Annotated in this window: 23 protein-coding genes; 2 read left to right on the top strand and 21 right to left on the bottom strand. The window is 43.1% G+C overall.

All coding sequences use genetic code 11. The features are described from left to right. Positions 1–62: 62 nt before the first annotated feature. The 5 genes from lpdA to ACLGGR_RS14125 form a co-directional block, all read right to left on the bottom strand. On the bottom strand, positions 63–1,445 hold the full coding sequence (lpdA, locus tag ACLGGR_RS14145; RefSeq protein ID WP_410973305.1) for a dihydrolipoyl dehydrogenase: 1,383 nt from the start codon (positions 1,443–1,445) through the stop codon (positions 63–65). 16 nt (positions 1,446–1,461) lie between these two features. Continuing rightward, positions 1,462–2,592 carry a dihydrolipoamide acetyltransferase family protein gene (locus ACLGGR_RS14140; protein WP_410973304.1) on the bottom strand — a complete coding sequence of 377 codons (1,131 nt, stop codon included), beginning with the start codon at positions 2,590–2,592 and terminating at the stop codon, positions 1,462–1,464. Positions 2,593–2,609: 17 nt separating this feature from the next. Next, positions 2,610–3,647, bottom strand: coding sequence for an alpha-ketoacid dehydrogenase subunit beta (locus ACLGGR_RS14135; RefSeq protein WP_041107434.1), 1,038 nt, complete (start codon positions 3,645–3,647; stop codon positions 2,610–2,612). Positions 3,648–3,667: 20 nt separating this feature from the next. Continuing rightward, on the bottom strand, positions 3,668–4,645 hold the full coding sequence (locus ACLGGR_RS14130) for a thiamine pyrophosphate-dependent dehydrogenase E1 component subunit alpha (protein WP_410973303.1): 978 nt from the start codon (positions 4,643–4,645) through the stop codon (positions 3,668–3,670). Between the two features lie 199 nt (positions 4,646–4,844). After that, positions 4,845–5,318 carry a SprT family protein gene (locus tag ACLGGR_RS14125; protein ID WP_410973302.1) on the bottom strand — a complete coding sequence of 158 codons (474 nt, stop codon included), beginning with the start codon at positions 5,316–5,318 and terminating at the stop codon, positions 4,845–4,847. A 99-nt stretch (positions 5,319–5,417) separates the two neighbouring features. On the opposite strand from ACLGGR_RS14125, the gene cmpA reads away from it, so the two are divergent. Beyond that, a complete protein-coding gene (cmpA, locus tag ACLGGR_RS14120; RefSeq protein WP_008346893.1) occupies positions 5,418–5,552 on the top strand; it encodes a cortex morphogenetic protein CmpA in 135 nt (44 codons plus the stop codon). 20 nt (positions 5,553–5,572) lie between these two features. Here the strand turns inward: cmpA and ACLGGR_RS14115 are convergent, their stop codons facing one another. The 14 genes from ACLGGR_RS14115 to acpS all read right to left on the bottom strand — a co-directional run bounded on the left by ACLGGR_RS14115 (position 5,573) and on the right by acpS (position 16,571). Next, complete coding sequence (locus ACLGGR_RS14115; protein ID WP_410973301.1) at positions 5,573–7,732, bottom strand: Tex family protein; 2,160 nt, start codon at positions 7,730–7,732, stop codon at positions 5,573–5,575. A gap of 76 nt (positions 7,733–7,808) precedes the next feature. Further along, positions 7,809–8,408, bottom strand: a complete 600-nt coding sequence (locus tag ACLGGR_RS14110; protein WP_048240337.1) for a PP2C family serine/threonine-protein phosphatase — start codon at positions 8,406–8,408, stop codon at positions 7,809–7,811. After that, a complete protein-coding gene (gene sigB, locus ACLGGR_RS14105; RefSeq protein ID WP_410973300.1) occupies positions 8,408–9,196 on the bottom strand; it encodes an RNA polymerase sigma factor SigB in 789 nt (262 codons plus the stop codon). Before sigB ends, ACLGGR_RS14110 begins: the two co-directional genes overlap by 1 nt. After that, a complete protein-coding gene (gene rsbW / locus ACLGGR_RS14100; protein WP_142946636.1) occupies positions 9,162–9,650 on the bottom strand; it encodes an anti-sigma B factor RsbW in 489 nt (162 codons plus the stop codon). The genes sigB and rsbW overlap by 35 nt, the downstream gene beginning before the upstream one ends. Beyond that, the gene (locus tag ACLGGR_RS14095; protein WP_017358393.1) at positions 9,647–9,976 is read right to left on the bottom strand and encodes an anti-sigma factor antagonist; all 330 of its coding nucleotides are present in this window, start codon (positions 9,974–9,976) and stop codon (positions 9,647–9,649) included. Before ACLGGR_RS14095 ends, rsbW begins: the two co-directional genes overlap by 4 nt. Before the next feature lie 59 nt (positions 9,977–10,035). Next, on the bottom strand, positions 10,036–11,043 hold the full coding sequence (locus tag ACLGGR_RS14090) for a PP2C family protein-serine/threonine phosphatase (protein ID WP_251216930.1): 1,008 nt from the start codon (positions 11,041–11,043) through the stop codon (positions 10,036–10,038). A gap of 10 nt (positions 11,044–11,053) precedes the next feature. Further along, on the bottom strand, positions 11,054–11,455 hold the full coding sequence (locus ACLGGR_RS14085) for an anti-sigma regulatory factor (RefSeq protein ID WP_024427376.1): 402 nt from the start codon (positions 11,453–11,455) through the stop codon (positions 11,054–11,056). A gap of 2 nt (positions 11,456–11,457) precedes the next feature. Next, on the bottom strand, positions 11,458–11,826 hold the full coding sequence (rsbS, locus tag ACLGGR_RS14080) for an RsbT antagonist protein RsbS (RefSeq protein ID WP_003214235.1): 369 nt from the start codon (positions 11,824–11,826) through the stop codon (positions 11,458–11,460). Positions 11,827–11,830: 4 nt separating this feature from the next. Beyond that, positions 11,831–12,661, bottom strand: a complete 831-nt coding sequence (locus ACLGGR_RS14075; protein ID WP_142946638.1) for an RsbT co-antagonist protein RsbRA — start codon at positions 12,659–12,661, stop codon at positions 11,831–11,833. A gap of 116 nt (positions 12,662–12,777) precedes the next feature. Beyond that, the gene (ndoA, locus tag ACLGGR_RS14070) at positions 12,778–13,128 is read right to left on the bottom strand and encodes a type II toxin-antitoxin system endoribonuclease NdoA (protein WP_024425388.1); all 351 of its coding nucleotides are present in this window, start codon (positions 13,126–13,128) and stop codon (positions 12,778–12,780) included. Between the two features lie 4 nt (positions 13,129–13,132). Next, positions 13,133–13,414, bottom strand: a complete 282-nt coding sequence (locus ACLGGR_RS14065; RefSeq protein ID WP_003214273.1) for a hypothetical protein — start codon at positions 13,412–13,414, stop codon at positions 13,133–13,135. A gap of 293 nt (positions 13,415–13,707) precedes the next feature. Next, positions 13,708–14,889: an alanine racemase gene (gene alr, locus ACLGGR_RS14060; protein ID WP_410973299.1), complete on the bottom strand. Its 1,182-nt coding sequence runs from the start codon at positions 14,887–14,889 to the stop codon at positions 13,708–13,710. Between the two features lie 139 nt (positions 14,890–15,028). Then, positions 15,029–16,045, bottom strand: coding sequence for a LolA family protein (locus tag ACLGGR_RS14055; RefSeq protein WP_410973298.1), 1,017 nt, complete (start codon positions 16,043–16,045; stop codon positions 15,029–15,031). A 160-nt stretch (positions 16,046–16,205) separates the two neighbouring features. Further along, positions 16,206–16,571 (bottom strand): holo-ACP synthase, encoded by a 366-nt coding sequence (gene acpS, locus ACLGGR_RS14050; protein ID WP_142946640.1) that lies wholly within the window; start codon positions 16,569–16,571, stop codon positions 16,206–16,208. A 94-nt stretch (positions 16,572–16,665) separates the two neighbouring features. On the opposite strand from acpS, the gene ACLGGR_RS14045 reads away from it, so the two are divergent. After that, positions 16,666–17,271, top strand: a complete 606-nt coding sequence (locus ACLGGR_RS14045; protein WP_410973297.1) for a rhomboid family intramembrane serine protease — start codon at positions 16,666–16,668, stop codon at positions 17,269–17,271. A 54-nt stretch (positions 17,272–17,325) separates the two neighbouring features. Here ACLGGR_RS14045 and ACLGGR_RS14040 read toward each other — a convergent pair whose 3' ends face one another. Continuing rightward, a complete protein-coding gene (locus tag ACLGGR_RS14040) occupies positions 17,326–18,822 on the bottom strand; it encodes a PH domain-containing protein (RefSeq protein ID WP_410973296.1) in 1,497 nt (498 codons plus the stop codon). Continuing rightward, on the bottom strand, positions 18,812–19,291 hold the full coding sequence (locus tag ACLGGR_RS14035; RefSeq protein ID WP_024425383.1) for a PH domain-containing protein: 480 nt from the start codon (positions 19,289–19,291) through the stop codon (positions 18,812–18,814). The genes ACLGGR_RS14040 and ACLGGR_RS14035 overlap by 11 nt, the downstream gene beginning before the upstream one ends.

Here is a 19,291-nt window from a genome sequence, read left to right as displayed (position 1 = left end):
TTATAAAAGCGCTTTCAATTATTGGCTGACCCAGGAAGACATTCGGATAGAAAGTTTCTCTATCAGCAGTGCACTGCTCGTCCATTTGTTTGCAGCAAGGCTTCGTGTATCGCCTCAGAGAGTGTCGGATGTGCCGCAATAAATTGCTCTAATGTATCAGCTGTCAACTCTGTATGCATCATCACCGCCGCTTGTCCAATCAGTTCTGTTGCATTCGGCCCAATGATGGATACACCTAAAATTTCTTGATATTGCGGTTCGACAATGACCTTCACTTGACCAGCTGGCTGATTTAAAATTAATGCTTTTCCATTTGCAGAGAATGCGAATTTCCCTATTCGAATCTCCCCATATTGTTTTCTAGCACTCTCTTCATTTAAACCAACACTAGCGATTTCTGGAGAAGTGTAGATGCACCTTGGAATCACGTGTTCATTGACCTTTACATCTTCACCTGATGCATGTGATGCCGCAATCGTTCCTTCATGAAAAGCAGCATGAGCAAGCTGAACGCCACCTGTCACATCGCCGCACGCATAGATATGCGAGAGGTTGGTTTGCATATGCTCATTGACGCAGATGCCGTTTCTATCAAATTCAATGCCGATCTGCTCAAGATTCAGCTCTCCCAGCCTCGGTTTTCTGCCAATGGCGACTAAACAATGATCAGACTGGATTTCACAAAGCTCCCCATGATCCTCCTTCTCAACCACCACTTTTCTTGAGCTTGCATCAAGCTGTTTGACTGCTGCTGATGTCAAAATTTCTACACCTGCTTTTTGAAGCTGATCGTGAAGACAGTTAGCTGTATCGTGATCTTCTTCAGGTAAAATGTGTGCTGCCTGTTCAACCATGACAACCTTTGATCCCATTCTGCTAAAGATGCTTGCAAACTCACAGCCGATCACCCCTCCCCCAATGATACAAAGCGAATCTGGTATTGAAGGGAGCGTCATGGCATCCTTACTATCAATGATCCACTCTCTATCAAATGGGGCGAAAGGTAAAGCAGCAGGTTCTGATCCTGTAGCAATAATGATTTGTTTAGCTTGAATGATTTCAGATTTCCCTTCACTTTCTATCAATAGATCATGAGCTGAAAGAAATGACGCCTTCCCATTTAACACGCTGATTTTGTTTTTATTCATCAAATAACGAACGCCATCAGTCAGCTGCTTGACGACTGACCGTTTCCGCTTTTGTACGGCCTCCCAATGAATGATAGGCTCCTTTTCTGAAAGCTCAATTCCAAAATGTCCAGCTGATTTCACATGCTCGTACATATCGGCGCTTTGCAAAAGTGCTTTCGTTGGAATACAGCCTTCATTCAGGCAAGTACCTCCTAACAGGCCTTGGTCGATTAATACAACCTCTCTGCCAAAACGGGCGGCTGTTATTGCCGCCACATATCCTGCTGGCCCGCCTCCTATAATGACAAGCGTCATTCATTTCACCTTCTTCCTATAAAAGAATGGATACTGGATTTTCTAAATACGTTTTAACAGTTGATAAAAATTGTGATGCCGGCGCTCCGTCCAGCACGCGGTGGTCAAATGTCAGACTGAGTGGCAGGATCGTCCCTTTACATAATTCATTTTCATGATAAACAGGCATGTGATCCGCTTTGCCAACGCCAAGAATGCCTGCTTCTGGCGGATTCAAAATCGGGGTGAAATGTTCCACACCATAGGCGCCTAGATTAGTGATTGTAAAGGTAGAGCCTTCAATTTCATCGTGGAGAAGTCTGCCTTCACGTGCTTTTTTCCCATACGATTTGATGCTCTTCGCCAGCTCAATAAGTGAAAGTTTTTCCGCATGCCGAATAACAGGCACTGCCAGCCCGTGATCTAAAGCAGCAGCGATTCCAAGATGAACATACTCAAAAGTTTCGACTCTATCATTCTGATATTGACTGTTCATTGCAGGATGCTCTAGCAGCGAAAGAATCACTGCTTTGGCTACAAAATCGGTCATAGTTAATTTCAAATCATGTTGTGCTCCAGCTGTTTCGTTCAACTCAGACTGTAATGCTGTCAGCTTTGTCACATCCGCTTTCATCGTTATTGTTAATTGTGCACTTGTTTGCAGGCTTTCCATCATTCGCGAGGCAATGGTTTTCCGCATCATACTGACTGGCTGATGCTTTGGTTCATTTTGTTGTGTTTCTTTTTCATCAGGAAGTGCCCGAAGCACATCCGCTTTCGTGATTCTCCCATCTGGTCCTGTTCCCACGAGTGTATGAATATCTAGATTAGCGCTTTGAGCAATCTTACGTGCAACAGGGGAGATTTTCGTTCTCTCTTTCTTTTGTTTTGGCTGCATGTCTTTTTCTTTCTTTTCCTCGACCTGTTCATTTCCTTCACCGATATAGCAGATGACCGTGCCAGGCGGTACACCTTCTCCCTCAGACACTTTTATATCCAATATGGTTCCTTCAGCAGGTGATTCGATCTCCATTTCAATTTTTTCAGAGTTGATGCTTGCAATGCTTTCCCCTTTATTCACGGTCTCTCCGATCTCTTTATTCCAGACAGATACCGTTCCTTCTTTCATCGACATGCCCAATTTCGGCATCACAACCTCGACAGCCATCTCCCTCTCTCCTTTCTTTAGTTCAAGATCTTGTCATGACTCTTTCCAACCATCTCTAAGACGGTGTTCACAACCTTATCAGGTGTCGGCAAATATATGTCTTCAAGCGGTGGTGAAAACGGAACCGGTGTATGAGGAGCCGTCACTTTTTTGATTGGAGCGTCGAGTAAATCGAATCCTTTATCCGCAACCAGAGAAGAAATATCTGCGGCAATTCCGCACCTTGGATTTGCTTCATCCACAATGACAAGCCGATTTGTTTTTTCTACTGAAGTCAGAATGGCCTCTTCATCGAGCGGCGACAAGCTCCTTGGATCAATCACCTCCGCTTCGATTCCACGTGCAGCTAATTGCTCTGCCGCTTCGAGTGCTGTATGAACTTGTTTGCCTACCGCAAAAATGGTCACATCTGATCCTTCTCTTTTCACATCTGCTTTGCCAAGCGGCAGCGTGTAGTATCGCTCTGGAACATCTCCTGTGATATTGTAAAGCGTTTTGTCTTCAAAAAAGATGACAGGGTCCTGATCTTCAATGGCTGCCAGCAGCAATCCTTTGGCATCGTATGGTGAAGAAGGCACTACCACTTTCAATCCAGGGATGCTTGTAAATAGCGCATACAAGCTTTGTGAATGCTGAGCAGCTGCTCTAAAACCCGCTCCATGTGTCGTTCTAATCGTGATCGGCACCTCTGCTTTTCCGCCAAACATATATCGGAATTTTGCTCCTTGATTCAGCACTTGGTCCAGACAGGTGCCGATAAAATCATTAAACATGAGTTCTGCAATTGGCCTTAGCCCTGTGGAAGCAGCTGCCATGGCCGCACCTACATAGCCAGCTTCACTAATCGGTGTGTCAAGGACTCGCTCACGTCCAAACTCCTGAACGATTCCTTTCGTTACACCAAGCACACCGCCCCATGCTTCATCATCTTGTAAGTGATCTACATGAGCGCCTCCAGCAACATCTTCCCCCATTAAAATGACATTCTCGTCTCTTCTCATGGCTAGCTTAATCGCTTCATTCAATGCACTAGACATGCTGATTTCTCTTGTCATTTTCCTCTCCTCCTTCTGATTTATTGATACGAAACATATACGTCGGTCAATAATTCGGTCTGATCTGGATATTCACTTTCTTCACTGAATTGAACAGCCTCATCTATCGCTTCTGTTACAGCCGCTTCAATATTTGATAGCTCTCCATTCGTCAGCAGCTGCTGCTTGATTAATTCATTTTTAAAAAGAGCGATCGCATCTCTCTCTTCTTGGTGTTCTGTTTTTTCTTGATTGGTTTTATAACGCTGGGCGTCTCCTTCGAAATGGCCGTAATTCCGATATGTCATGCATTCAATCAATGTCGGACCTTCTCCATTTTTTGCTCGTTCAATTGCTTGTTCTGCGGCTTGATAAACGGCCATCACATCTTTTCCATCTACCTGAATCCCAGGAATGTCATAACCGGCGGCTCGATCTACGATTGATTTGCAGCTTGAAGCATAGGAAAATGGTGTCGCCTCCCCGTATCCATTGTTTTCTGCGATGAAAATGACAGGCAGTTTCCAGATGGCTGCTAGATTGATTCCTTCGTGGAAAGTCCCTTGATTGTTTGCACCATCTCCAAAAAAGCAAACGCTTACATTTTCTGTCTTTTTATATTTGGCTGTGAGGGCTGCCCCGCACGCAAGAGGAAAGCCGCCTCCAACAATTCCGTTGGCACCGAGCATTCCTTTATCAAAATCTGCAATGTGCATGGATCCGCCTTTGCCTTTACACAGACCTGTGGCTTTCCCATAGATTTCTGCCATCATTCCTTTTAGGTCACAGCCTTTCGCTATACAATGACCGTGGCCCCGGTGGGTACTTGTGATACTGTCTTTTTCATTCAGATGAGCACAGACTCCTACGGCAACAGCTTCTTCGCCAGCATAAAGATGGACAAACCCCGGCAAAATTCCTTTTGTAAAAAGCGTGTGTACTCGATCTTCAAATTGGCGGATTTCCTGCATTTTTTGATACATCCATACGGCTTTTTCTTTAGTCAATGCCATTTTCATTTGGTAAAACCTCCTATCTTTTTTGCTTGCACTTCTATACAAGCAAAAATCGTGCCAACATGACGACGCATGAACACTTAGGCTTTGACCAAATCAAACTGATAAAAAAAGAGACAAAATGAGACATGCGTCTCTTTTTGTCTCAATATGTCCACACATCTATCGGAACAAAAAAAGCATTCCCTTAGAGGAATGCTTTTCACAATGAATCGGTTGTACGCTGCCACTTTAATTTCCCTTTGCAGGCGCCGCATACATAACGAGAGGTATCAAACCGTCTTTTCCTTATAAAAGACCGGCCGCATCCTGTGCAGACATATTCATGGCGTTTCTCCGCACGCCGCTTATTTCGTACAGTCTTTAGCGGTGTACAAAAACGCGGGGCTCCTACTTGTTTTAATAACTCTTTAAAATCACGGTCGCGATGCTGGTAGCCCTTTCCCTCAAGGTGCAGATGATAATGACACAGCTCATGCTTGATGATCCCGATTAATTCTTCTCGTCCATGCTCCTCTAGATATCGGCGGTTCAGTTCAATATTGTGTGTCCCAAGTAAATATCGCCCGCCTGTCGTTTTTAGCCGGTCATTAAAAACAGCCTGATGGCTGAATGTCTTGCCAAAGAACTGCTGGGAAATGTGCTCTGTTAACTGCTGTAATTCTCTCTCGTTCAATCAAGATCGTTCCTTTCTATAAAAACCTCGAACGGGACAATTTCCCCTAAGCATACATTGAAGGTACATCCACTGTTTCGATCAAAGGAGGAATGGGCGATGCCCAATTGGCTGAAAAATCAGATGCAGAAGGCATTTTATGAGAAAAATCATTATCAAATCAAGTTGCTGAATCAATGCTGGTACTTTTATAGAAAAAAACATTCAGTCACATCAAGGCACACCCCATCCTAAGGTGCGCCTCGTTTTTTTGTTTACTCTGGTTTGAGCATGGAGAGGGCAACGCGGCCTTTTGCCTGGTCAACAGAATCCACCCATACGGTCACAATGTCACCAACTGATACAACGTCAAGCGGATGCTTCACAAAACGATTGCTTAGTTTGGAAATATGCACAAGCCCATCCTGCTTTACACCAATATCAACAAATGCGCCAAAGTCTACAACGTTTCTTACTGTTCCTTGCAGCTCCATTCCTTGCTTCAAGTCCTCCAATTTCAACACATCTGTTTTGAGCAGCGGCTTTGGCACTTCATCCCGCGGATCACGCTCAGGTCTAGTCAGCTGATCGATGATATCTTGAAGTGTAATTGTCCCAATGTCCAGCTGCTGGGCTGCTTCGTCCAGTTTAACTTCAGCAATTTTCTCTTTTAACTGCTCTGTGCCAAGATCGTCTGGCGTCATGTTGATCATGCGTAAAAACTGTTTTGTTTCTTTATAGCTCTCTGGGTGAATGCCTGTACGATCAAGTGGATCTTGTCCATCTGTAATACGCAGGAAACCGATACACTGCTCATATGTCTTAGCACCAAGTCTTGGAATATCCTTCAGCTCTTTTCTGCTTGTGAATCTCCCAATCTCTTCGCGCCGCTTGATGATATTCCCAGCGACGGCTTTTGAAAGGCCTGATACGTATTGCAGCAGCGCCTGTGAGGCTGTATTGACGTTCACACCGACTTGGTTGACGACTGTCTCAACAACGAAGGTTAACGAGCTGTTTAATTGCTTTTGACTCACGTCATGCTGGTATTGACCCACACCGACAGACTTCGGATCAATTTTCACGAGCTCTGCTAAAGGATCTTGTAATCTTCTAGCGATTGAAATGGCGCTTCTTTCTTCGACTTGCAGATCTGGAAACTCTTCTCTTGCCAGCGCTGATGCGGAGTAAACACTTGCTCCTGCTTCATTCACGATCAAATAGGACACCGGCTGATCCAGCTCTTGAATCAAGTCTGCAATGAATTGTTCTGTCTCTCTTGAGGCTGTTCCGTTTCCAATCGCAATGACCTCAATGTTTGATGATTGAATGATCTCTTTGACTTTTTGTTTCGCTTCCGCTTTTTTCTGCACAGGCGGGTGCGGGTAAATGACGCCAATATGATGGACTTTGCCCGTATCATCCACGACGGCTAATTTACAGCCTGTCCGAAATGCAGGGTCGACTCCAAGTACACGCTTCCCTTTCATCGGCGGCTGAAGCAGCAGTTTTCTTAAGTTTTCAGCAAAAATATGAATCGCTTGTGCCTCTGCTTTTTCTGTGAGCTCTTTTCGTATTTCGCGTTCAATTGAAGGCTGAATAAGACGTTTATATGCATCATCGATTGCCGCTTCAATAAACGGTCTCGCCGTTGTTTGTTTGCCTTTTAGAACTTGTTTGTCGAGATAGAAGCGAATATTTTCAGCGGGTGGTTCGATGGCAGCCTTTAAAATGCCTTCTTTCTCCCCGCGGTTGACCGCTAGTACACGGTGCGGAACAATCTTTTTGATTGGCTCTTGATAATCGTAATACATTTCATAGACGTTTTTCTCATCGCTTTCGACGTCTTTTCCTGATGTGACCAGACTGCCCTTTTGGTACGTTTCACTGCGAATCCATTTTCGCATATCAGGATCATCTGCCAGCTGTTCAGCAATGATGTGCTGCGCACCCTCAAGTGCTTCTTCTACATTTGTCACTTCTTTTTCTTCGCTAATAAAAGCAGCTGCTTTCTTCTCGATCTGATCGCTTGGCAGCGTAAGTAAATATTCCGCCAGCGGCTCCAGCCCTTTTGCTTTGGCTACATTCGCCTTTGTTTTGCGCTTTTGTTTGAATGGCCGGTATAAATCTTCGACCTCTTGCAGTTTATGAGCTTGTTCAATTTTCTGTTTTAATTCATCAGTCAGTTTGTCTTGTTCAGCAATTAAGCGAATGACTTCTTCTTTTCGGTTCGTGACATTTTGGATATATGTATAGCGCTCTGAAATGGTTTGAATTTGCACCTCATCCAGTGAGCCTGTCTGCTCTTTCCGATAACGGGCAATAAACGGGACGGTGTTGCCATCCTCTAAAAGCTTGATCACACTTTCAATTTGTTTCGTTGAAAGCTTTAATTCTGCTGCAATTTGTTTCAATAAAAAGTCAGATGTCTTCATACTTTGCATCCTCTCACTGTGTCTTCTCTTTTAGTGTATCAAAAAAACCGGGAAAACAGAAAAAAGGTCAGCTATTTTACGTGAGCTGACCAAGTACATAGGTGAGATCGTCCTTTTTGTCTTGTGTGTATGTTTCAAGCTGTTTGGCTATGTCTTCAACTGAATGTCCATGCTTTAAACACATGCGCATGTTTGGCACATTCAGTCCGTCTGAATACATAATGAATATCGATCCTTTTTCGTAGGAATAGGTGTATGTTTTATATTTTCTAGGTTTCCCTGATAAATATCCTGATGTCGGAAGTGGATAAATATAATCGCCAGAAGGTGCATTCAAGATAAACCGAATATTACCAACCGAACAATAGGTAAATTGCTGCTGGGAAAAATTCACCTTTAATATGGCCACGGTGGCCCCGCGTTTATTTTTCATGGCCTGATTGCATCTGTCGATGAGGGTCGTCACATCCTCATGTCCATATTCTTCGACAATTTCGCTGACTAAAGAAGATGATTCATTGGCGTACTGGCCGCTGCCCAATCCGTCTGCTACAGCACAAATTAGTTCTTCATCATCTGCTTTAATAAAAAAACTGTCCCCGCAGCATGGTTTTCCTTCTTTATTCGATTGATAGATAATGGCGTTTACATGCTCATGCTGTTCAATCTGCTTCATTACCCTAGCTCCATAGACGCATCTTCTGATAATGCATCTCGCAGTTTTTTCACTGCCTTCCGCTGCAGTCTCGATACATGCATTTGGGATATACCAAGTAAATCGCCTGTTTCTTTCTGACTTTTATTTTGCAAGTAAGTCAGATTGATAATCTCTTTTTCTCTATCCGACAGCACATGAAGCACACTCTCAAGCATCATTTTTTGGTTCACACGTTCGTAGCCCTCTTCCTGTGAGCCGACAACGTCTAAAATCGTCACAGTACTTCCTTCAGAATCAGCCTCTACGCCTTGGTCAACAGACAGTGCTTGATAGCTTTTGCCCATCTCCATGGTTTCAAGTACTTCTTCTTCTGTTACATCTAGGTATTCTGCAATTTCTTGGACTTTAGGTGATTTCTGTGTCTCTGTTGTCAAATGATCGACTGCCATTTTGATTCTCGGTCCAAGCTCTTTGATCCGCCTTGGTACATGGACACTCCATGTCTTATCTCGTAAAAAGCGTTTGATTTCCCCGATGATGGTTGGAATAGCAAAGGCTTCAAATGATTTACCGACGAGCGGGTCGTATCGTTTAATGGCGCCAAGTAAACCAATCATTCCAACTTGTCTGAGGTCTTCATGAAAGCTTTTTCCTTTAGAATATTTTTTCGCCAGCATATCAACCAAGTTCGTATAGCATTCGACCAGCGTGAGCTGCGCCTGCTCATCATGATTGGATTGATAGCTTTGGATGAGGCGGTCTACTTCATCTTTAGTTAGTTTCATAGTTTTGGATGGTTGTGTCATGGTCAACTCGCTCCCTGTTTAAAAACTTTGTCATCGCCACGGTAACTCCGGAGTTTGCTTGCACCTCGACTTCATCCATCAATGTTTGCATTAAGTATAAACCAAGACCTCCTTCTGCCAATTGTTCTACCGTATGAGCAGATGTGTACGGTCCCAGGTCTTCCTGTTTTTGCTTAAAGTCAAAGCTGCCACCTTTGTCAGCAACAATGATTTCTAGACGATCCTCGTAGACAAGAAAGCGGACAGCTACCTCTCCATCTTCGCCGTCTTCACCTTTGTAGGCATGCTGAACTGCATTTGTACAGGCCTCACTGACGGCAATTTTTAAGTCCTCAATCTCTTCATAGACATAGCCCATCCGGCTCGCTACGCCTGAAAGAGTCAAACGAATGATGCCTACATATTCTGGTTTCGCCGGTATTTTCATCTCGATTAGATCTACTGATTCGTTCATTGTACCCCACCCTCTGACTTTGCAGAAATGTCAATGATGTCCTTTAATCCAGTGATTTCAAACAACCTTACAAGCCGTTCTGACAAGTTCTCAAGCTTTAATGTTCCACCTGCTTTTTGAGCCGCTTTAAACAGCCCAACGAATACACCTAAACCTGTGCTATCCATATACGTAACATCCTTTAGACAGATTTCAAGATGCTCTCCCGCCTCTGCTTTAGGCATGAGCGTTTCTCTTAGCTGAGGAGCGGAGTATACATCGATTTCCCCGCTGACACTGATTTTCGTTTTTTGATCTATTTGATGCTCTTTTACAGACATATTCATTATGCATTCACCTCGAAATTCTTGTTTCCTAAAGTTTTATATACCCGCATATTCACTTTCTAAACCTTTCTTTTGAGGACAAGTAAAGTAAAGTCATCGTGAAGCTGAAAATCCTGCAGCTTGAGTAAGCTGGCGTAGATGGCATCCACCATTTCCTGAGCTGAGTAGGATAGGTGCTCTGAAATGAGTGCTTTAATGTCCTCCCGCTCTAAGAAACCGTCTTCTGACTTGGATTCTGTGACCCCATCAGAGAATAGGATGACCATGTCTCCTGCTTCCAAATGCTTCTCGTACTGTCTATAGTCAAAGTCTGGTGCAATCCCAAGGACTAGCCCTTTCGCGTCTAAATCGTAAAATGAATTCTCTTTTTTGCAATAGAAAAAGCCCGGCTCATGACCAGCCGATGCATATTTAAACTCATGCGTTTCTTTATTATAGCTGCCATAGAACATCGTGATAAACATGCTAGGGTCTACGTTTTGCTCAACAACACGATTCAAGGTTTTCAGCACCTTTGTTGGGCCGCTTCCTGACTCAGGTAAGGAATCCATCGCATATTTAATCATCGACATACAGAGCGCAGCCGGAATTCCTTTTCCAATGACATCTGCGATCGCGATATTGATTGTATCGTGATCCGTCACAAAATGGTAATAATCTCCACTCATCTGTTTTGCCGGTACACTAATCGCCCCAATATCAAAGGTATCTCCTTCTGGAATTTTCGTTTCCAGAAGGGTTTGCTGAACATTTGCAGCAATTTCGATTTCAGATTTTATTTCTTGCTGAATGCCTCTGAGTGTTAAATGTTCCTGGTAGGCAAGTCCGTACCCAATCATGACTTCAATTAAGAAGTCTAGTGAATGAAAAACATCTTCCGGCAAATCAGGGTAAAGCTCCTGAATCACTTTTCGGTGAACACTCACTATTTCTTCAGGAGGTATTTGATGCTCAATGGTTTTTCGGCTAAATTTTTGAGCTTGATAAAGCGATGTTTCAGTTAAATCACTGATATAACGACTGAGCAGCTGATGGTACCGCTGCTCCATTACCTCCTTAAAATCCATGGTTTCCCTCCTAGCGAAGCCACTTAACAGCTTGTATCTCCGTTCCTTGTTCTGGTGCAGAATCTAATTTAAATTCATCCATCAGTCTTCTGACGCCCGGAAGACCTGCTCCGAGTCCGCCTGATGTTGAAAATCCGTCTTCCATTACTTTACGAATATCCATGATACCCGGCCCCTCATCGGCTGCGATCACTTTGAGTCCACGCTTTCCGCGCTCCATCACTTCTTCTATACAAATCTGACCTTTACCAGCGTATAAATAGATGTTTCGAGCTAATTCTGAAATGGCCGTCGTAATTCTTGCTTGGTCAACTGTTCCAAATCCAAGTTCTTTTGCAACATTGCGCCCCAATTGTCTTGCTGCGACTATGTCCCATTCCGTCAATATTCTTACACAGGATTGGTCTTTCATATCTATTCCCCCAATTCCCGCTTCAGTGTCTCAAGCCCTTGTTCAAGATCTAGTGCTGTCTGAATTTCTTCAAGCGATATACCAAGTTCAATCAGCGTCACAGCGACTGCCGGCTGTATTCCTGTTAATACAACTTTTGCCCCCATGAGCTTGGACATGGTGATCACATCACCTAAAACCTTTGCGATAAAGGAATCAATCATATCGACGGATGTGAGGTCAATGACAACACCGTTTGCTCCTGTTTCATGAATTTTATTCAGCAAGTCTTCTTGAAAGTGGAGAGCTGTTTGATCATCAAGCTCCCACTGTATCGAAATCAGAAGACAATTATATAGTTTTAAGATTGGAATCTTCGGGTGATTTCTCACTGGGTTATCCCTCCAATGAAACAATTTTTCGATTTGTCATTTCCAAAGCAGTTTGAATTCCTTTTTGAAGGGTATTCTTTGTTGTAACTTGAGATAAATCAATTCCAAGGTTCACAATGGTTTGGGCTATTTCTGGGCGAATGCCGACAAGCAAACACTTCGCACCTACTAATCTCACAGCCTCTGATGCTTGAATGATATGATGCGCTACCATTGTGTCAACGACAGGTACACCCGTAATATCAATCAAGACGACCTGTGAGCGATGTTTGACGACACCATTGAGCAGGTTCTCCATAATTTTTTTCGCACGTTCTGTATCAATTGTTCCAACAAGCGGCATGACGGTGATGTGCTCAAATACTGGGATCAGCGGGGCAGAAAGTTCCTGCAGCGCGATTTTTTGAAGGTTGACTGTTCTCTCCCATGAGATGGAATACTGGTTTAAGATCTCGTTATGAATAGGTGTGATGAATTGATCGATTTGCCAGATGAGATCATGACTTTCTTCTGTTGTATCTTTGTCGTCGTTCATTTTTTGATATAAATGTGTACGGATTTCTGTTAGACCATTTGCCAGTAACTTAAGTGATATACCCATTTGAACAATTTTTAAAGCAAAAGTTTGCACTTTTTCTTCAAAATCTTCAGCATACCCTTCTGAAAGAGATGTAATAATTAATTGAACATATTCCGAACAAATGGTTTCATACATGTTGTCGTTCAGCATCATGTCCTTTTCTTTGTCTCCGAGTCGTTTTAAAATGTCCGTCCACTCTTTTTGTAATTCCTCTTGATGCTCTCTTGCGAAAGCTAACACGATTTGATTCGACATGTTTTACCCCCTACGTACATAAACAGCACTTCTTTTAGTCTTTCTTCATTATAACGTTAAAAAAAATTGAACACAAAAAAAAGTTGCTCCCAAGAGAGCAACCAAATATCACCATATTAAAAATCAATAAGAGCCAAACTAACTTGTAAGGCTTCATCAACCTTCTCCATCATCTCATCATCAAGATGTGTGATTTTGTCTGTCAATCTTTGTTTATCGATTGTACGAATCTGCTCCAAAAGAATGACAGAATCTCGTTCAAAGCCGTAGCGCTTTGCATCAATTTCGACGTGAGTCGGTAATTTCGCTTTTTGTATTTGGGCTGTTATGGCTGCAACGATAGCAGTCGGGCTGAAGCGATTTCCAATGTCATTTTGAATCACCAATACTGGGCGAACCCCGCCCTGCTCGGAGCCAACAACAGGAGATAAATCAGCAAAGTAAACATCACCGCGTTTAACAATCAAATGTTTAACCCCCGCTGACTAATCGCTCAACTGTATTCTCAGCCTCAAACTCTGCGTATTGTGCCTCTGAAGAGATATTCAGATTAATTTTCGCCATCTCCATGTAGCCGCGTCTCATCGATTCACGATTTTGTCGAATATTACGTTCACGAATATACGTTTTTGTCGCTCGGTAGATCAATTCATTTCTTGTTACCTTATCCTGCTCTGCTACTCGTTCGATCTCAGACATTAAAGCCTCCGGCAGTCGAATCTTCATTTCGTTTGTTGCGCTGGATTCAGACAAAAAACATACACCTCCACAAAACTTACGGATACCGTATCGATCCATTCCAAGACTAATCATACCATTATTCAATGCGCAAGCAAAGCTGTTTTTTCATGATTCCTTATTAGAACATGAAACGGCTCGCCACCCGTAAATCAAGATGATAATGGAGTTCCTCTTTCACATTATACGCTTTTTTCCGAAAATCATACGGTATTTCCAAAATCTCTAAAAAAGGGAGAATGTTTACCCCTTCTTTGTAGAATAAAAAGGAACGATGTCAGTTTGACGATCGTTCCTGTGAAAGCTGTTTAGAAAAAGCTTGGCCCGCCTTGAAGCAGCGGATTCCGCACATGCACCCTTTTGCCGTCCTCTATATATACTCTTGGGACGCGGTAGCCAATGGAACAAGTGACTTCATAGTTAATGGTTTCTAGCCTTTTTGCAATTTCATCGACTGATACCATTTCTTCACCTTGTCCACCAATCAAAACGACTGGCTCCCCTGCTGGAAAATTCTCTTTCAGTTCAACCATGAATTGATCCATACATACCCTTCCGGCAATCTTCCGGCGCTTTCCGCCAACAAGTACTTCCGTGCCTGTCAGCTTCCGGATCCACCCGTCTGCATAGCCGACTGGTACCGTACCGATCCACGTATCTTGATTGGCGGTATACGTCGCCCCATAGCTCACACTCTCACCCTTTTGAATGAGCTTCACATGAGCGAGCTTTGTATGAAGAGACATGGCTTCTTCCAGCTTGAAAGGGAGTTCATCTTTGATTTCCTCTGACGGTGACAGCCCGTACATACTGATGCCGAAGCGAACCATATTAAACAACACTTCTTTGAACCGTAAACCTGCTGCACTATTGGCACAATGAACGAGCAGTTCGTCCGTATGAAGCGGCTGAAGCAGAGTTTGAAAGGTGTCGACTTGCCGCTCAAAATAGTTCTCATCCTTTTCATCTGCTGTCGCAAAGTGAGTAAATACACCTTCCAGCTGTAAATAAGAATGCTCGCTGACAAGCTTCTTTACTTCATTCACTTCCTCTAACGTTTTCACACCTAAACGGTTCATTCCGCTGTCTATTTTCAAATGAAAACGAAGGGGTTGTCCCATCTGCCCTTTCACCATACGAACGACTTCCCTCAGCCAGCTGGTGGAGTAAGCGGTCATGACCACATTGTATCGAACGGCGGTTTTGACATACTCCGGCGGCACAGCGCCGAGTACAAGAATCGGTGCTTTAATGCCTTGATTTCTTAAAGAAATGGCCTCATCTAAAAAGGCTACAGCTAACAAGTCTGCACCTGCTTTGAGGGCAGCTCTTGCCACTTCTATATCTCCATGTCCATATGCATTGGCTTTCACAACAGCCATCAGTTGAACATTTTGACCGATATGATCTTTCATATGTGAAACATTATGCTTGATTGCAGTTAAATTAATTTCTGCCCATGTGTCTCTATAAAAGGCATTTGTGTCCATCAGTCACACTTCCCTATTGAATGATTCAATCCCCTCATATGATACTAAAAATCAAGAATAATGTGAAACAAATCAAAGAAAATCAGCCCTTGCACAGGGCTGATGCTTCATTTTCAAGGCTTTCGCCTGAAATAATCATTTATTTAGCTGACTGGCCTTCTACACTGTTTGCAACCATCAACAGCTCTTCCTTCGATAGATCACTTGAGGAAATTAAATAGTCAACTCCGTCAGATGTCCATGAGAGGGATTGATCTGTCAGAACCCCTACTGTCATACCAAGATCGACCGGCTCGCCATTCATCGTGACAGGCGTAGATGCTTCAGCTACTCTCGCTTTTTCCTGAATGAGTGTGAAGGATTTCTTGCCGCCGTACGTAATCACATAACGCTTCCCAGCATCTGTCGTCATTTCTTTCTCTTCCATCTTCTTCACGCCTTCTGGCATATCAACTGGTGTTTTCACCGCAAAGCTGTCAGATGGGTCTGCACTTGTGGCAACATCCATTTGAGAGAGGGTCATGTTTTTCTTCTCGTCAAATGCATCTTTGTCAAAGGATTTATTGAATTCAAAGTGAGAGAATTCCACTTTCACCATTGGCTTTTTGTCGCTATCCTGCACTTTCACACTGGCAGGCGCCATTGTTTTCTTATGAAAGGTAATCTCTTGGGTAGGCAGCATTTGGTTATGCTGATAATTGGTCTTCGTTTCGAACACATACTTTGATTCTTTCGCTTTGAACTGAGCTGCACTGTCATTTTTAATGTCCTTCACGAGTGATTCGAATAAATAAACCTGACTGCTATTATTCGGCCAATCACTATGGAAACGGAAGCTCTTGTTCAATGAAGGTGTCAGCACAAATACACCATTGCCATTTCTTAAAATGACTTGACTCTGATCCTTTTTCGGATTTTCTAAATAGACACGGTAAAGCTCCGGCTTCTTGTACCAAATTTCTACCTGGTACTCCTGCGGGTCATTTCCTGTCTCAATGGTCATTTTTGCTTTGGCTTTGTATGATGTCATTTCCTCTGCCTTTTTGTTTAAATCTCCAACGATATCCTTCTGAGATTTTTGACCGCATGCGGAGAGAATCAGTACAAAAAGGATTCCCGTTACAAGCAAAACAAAGCTTTTTCTCACCCTTTTCAACCCCTTCGTTAATTGTGTTAAAAGGAAGAAACCGCTTGTTTGACTTTAACAGTACGCCTCAAGAGTTAACTGCGTACCGCGAACCATCAAAGCCTGTTAGCAACTCGCCCTTCCTTATCGCACTACCCAATATATGAAGGGGGGACAAACAATATGCAGACTAGCTTGACAACCTTTCAATTAAAACTTGTGCCGCAGCATATTCCTTTGTATGGGTAATCGACACATGAACCTGATCTCCCTCCGCTTTCTCGCTTTTGATGAAGGGTTTTCCATGATCGTCTTTTTGAATGTCTATGTCATGAAAGCTTAAATGCTGACCGATTCCCGTTCCGTATGCTTTAGCGAAGGCTTCCTTTGCCGCAAAGCGCCCTGCCAAAAATTCCAGCTGTCTTTTTTCACTGAGTGTACGAAAGACGTCCTGTTCACGTAAAGTCAAAATTCGTTCCGGTAAACGGGGCTGTCTGCTGAGCACTCGCGAGAGCCGGTCGATCTCTACAATATCAATGCCTATTCCTATGATCATGAGGTACCTCCTATGATACTCGTACTAATTTGAGTGTTCGCTTCATAAACGTGTTACTATAAACTTACCATTATCTAGTCAAAAGGGGTTTGTTATGTTTATTCGAACGGAGAGCTTTCAACAATTTATTAGATCGTATCCAATCGTAACAGCGATCCTTGCTTTACAAATCGGCCTGTGGCTTATATTTGCGATTCCTATCCCAATTATACAGCTTGGACAGGATCATCTCGTCGGTTTCAATTATGGTGTAGCAGCTGGGGAATGGTGGCGGCTCATCACACCTATTTTTCTACACGGAAGTCTCACACATATTTTATTCAATTCCATGTCCCTTTTCTTGTTCGCCCCAGCGCTTGAACATTTGCTTGGGAAGGTTCGATTTCTGATCATTTATCTTGGTGCAGGGTTCATTGGCAATCTCGGAACCTATTGGGTTGAGCCTTTAGAGTATGTACACGTTGGCGCCTCTGGTGCGATCTTTGGTTTGTTTGGGGTTTATTTATACCTTGTCCTATTTAAACCGCACATGATGGACCGCGGCAATTCACAAGTGATTTTAACGATTCTTGCTGTTTCTGTCATCATGACGTTCGTCAATTCGAACATCAATATCATGGCTCACTTATTTGGATTGATCGGCGGTATGATTCTAGCACCTATTACGCTGTTCTTCCATTCGAAAAAAAGACGATATTAATCTCATAAAAAATGTCGATCACTCCTTAAGCGGGAGCTGATCGACATTTTTCGTTTAAGACGATTCATTTTTTTCATACGAATACCAATCAAATACACGTGCAGCATCTTCTTCCTCAAGGTGATGTACACCAAAGGAATCAAGCAGCGCAGAGGATTTCACAAAGGTGTGAATACTTGCGACCCGGCCTTTCTTTTGGAAAAAAGATTGCGTCATCGTATAGTTTTGCATTCGTTTTCTCAAGACAATGCCTGTGGTCTTGCCAATGCTTCTTGATGTCATTTGAATCAATGAACCTTTGATTGTATATCCTGATTGTTTATAAGCTAAATAGCCAAAGAATAGAGCAAGCGGTAACGGAATGAGTCCCAAATACCCCCATGGCGGAAAGCGTACCGACAGGATAACACCTACAAGTAACGGCACAAAGCCATATGAGATCAAGTAGCGTTTGAGTGAACGCTTCGGTACCTTTTTCAGCTCGCTTTCTGGTGCTGCATGATAATGATCGGTGAATTGGGAGAGCAGTTCATTGATCTTTTTCTTCCGAATGAGCGGAAATAAGACTGAAGAGGTTTCTTTCTCTGTAATCGAACCTCCTGCACTAACCAGCATCACCGTCGCAAAGCCAAAAGGCTCACGGATAATATTTTCTTTGATTTTCACTGCTTGAATTCTCGCAAGTGGAATGGTCATTTGATGTCTCTCGATGAGCCCTCTTGTAATGATGATGTCATTCCCTTTTCGCTTTGCAGCAAAATTCGCATACTGAAGTGCTGTTACCCCGACACTCAGGATCCACGCAATCAATACGGCAAGAAATATCAAAATCGCATAGATTTCAACGCTCGCATGGCTTAAAAAAGAGAACTGCTTGAAGAACCCATCCAAAGGAAGAATTTCATCTATTTGCGTGTAGATGGCGAGACACCCGGATATAATGACTCCGATACCGCTGGAAGTGGTCGCAGCCAAAAGCAGTTCTGGCACACCCATACGATAGGAGACATTGATTTCTTCCTGCACAGGTTTTTGGGCAGTCAAATCGCCATGCAGATGTCCTGCTTCATCCGTCATTTCATCTTCCTGCAAGCTTTTCTTCCGATTGAAAATCGACTGTTTTAATTGTTCCGCTTCTGCTTTTGTAATCGCGGTCAGGCTCACTTCTGGACCATCCGTTCCGCCTGCCGTTTCGATTTGGACCCGCACTAAACCGAAAATCCGCTGGAAAATACCTTCACTTGTATTGACCGTTTGAATTCGTTCTAACGAGATATATTTTTTCTTTTTCGTGATCACACCCGATTCCACACGAAATTCATCGTCTTCCATCCGGTAGGTGAATCGTCTCCATTCTAAAATGGTAAAAACAGCTTTCCATAAAAGAAGGACACCGAGAATGATAAATGCATAAAAGCGAATGCTCGAATTCGAGTTCACAAAAATCAGCACGAAAAAAGGGATAATGAAGTTTTTGATCATGGATACAGCATCTGATATAAAATCAATGAACATCGAGATGGGATGTACACGTTTTGGTTCAGACATCATCTTCCGTCACCCTTGCTAAACGAGATATGTAATCACGAAGCTCATCTGCCTCTTCTAATTCTAGCGCCGGTATATCATGAACTGTGGCAGCAGTTGAAATTTGAACAGATGCCAAACGGTAGCGCCTTAAAAGCGGCCCTTGAGATGTATCAACATGCTGAACACGCACCATCGGCACAATCACACGTGTGACGCGAATGAGTCCATGCTGTATTTCAATTTCATTTTCGAAGACTTCGTAGCGCCAGATGTGATGGCGGATTTTTGGTATGAGCCAAATGCCAAAAATGACCTGCAAAACCCATAAACCAGAAAGAATCGCTCCAATCCAATATGGCCATTGAAAATAGTAGCTAGCAACAAATACCCCAATGATGATGAGTAAGAAAATCAATGAGATAATTCCATTTTGAAGACGCCATACCTTTAGACCATTTAAACTAATTTGACGTTGCGGCTGTTTTCTCAC

The organism is Bacillus sp. BD48 (assembly GCF_046566805.1).
Classification (GTDB): domain Bacteria; phylum Bacillota; class Bacilli; order Bacillales; family Bacillaceae; genus Bacillus; species Bacillus safensis.
Note: the sequence above shows the minus strand (reverse complement) of the source record. Positions and strands in the feature narration are given on the sequence as shown.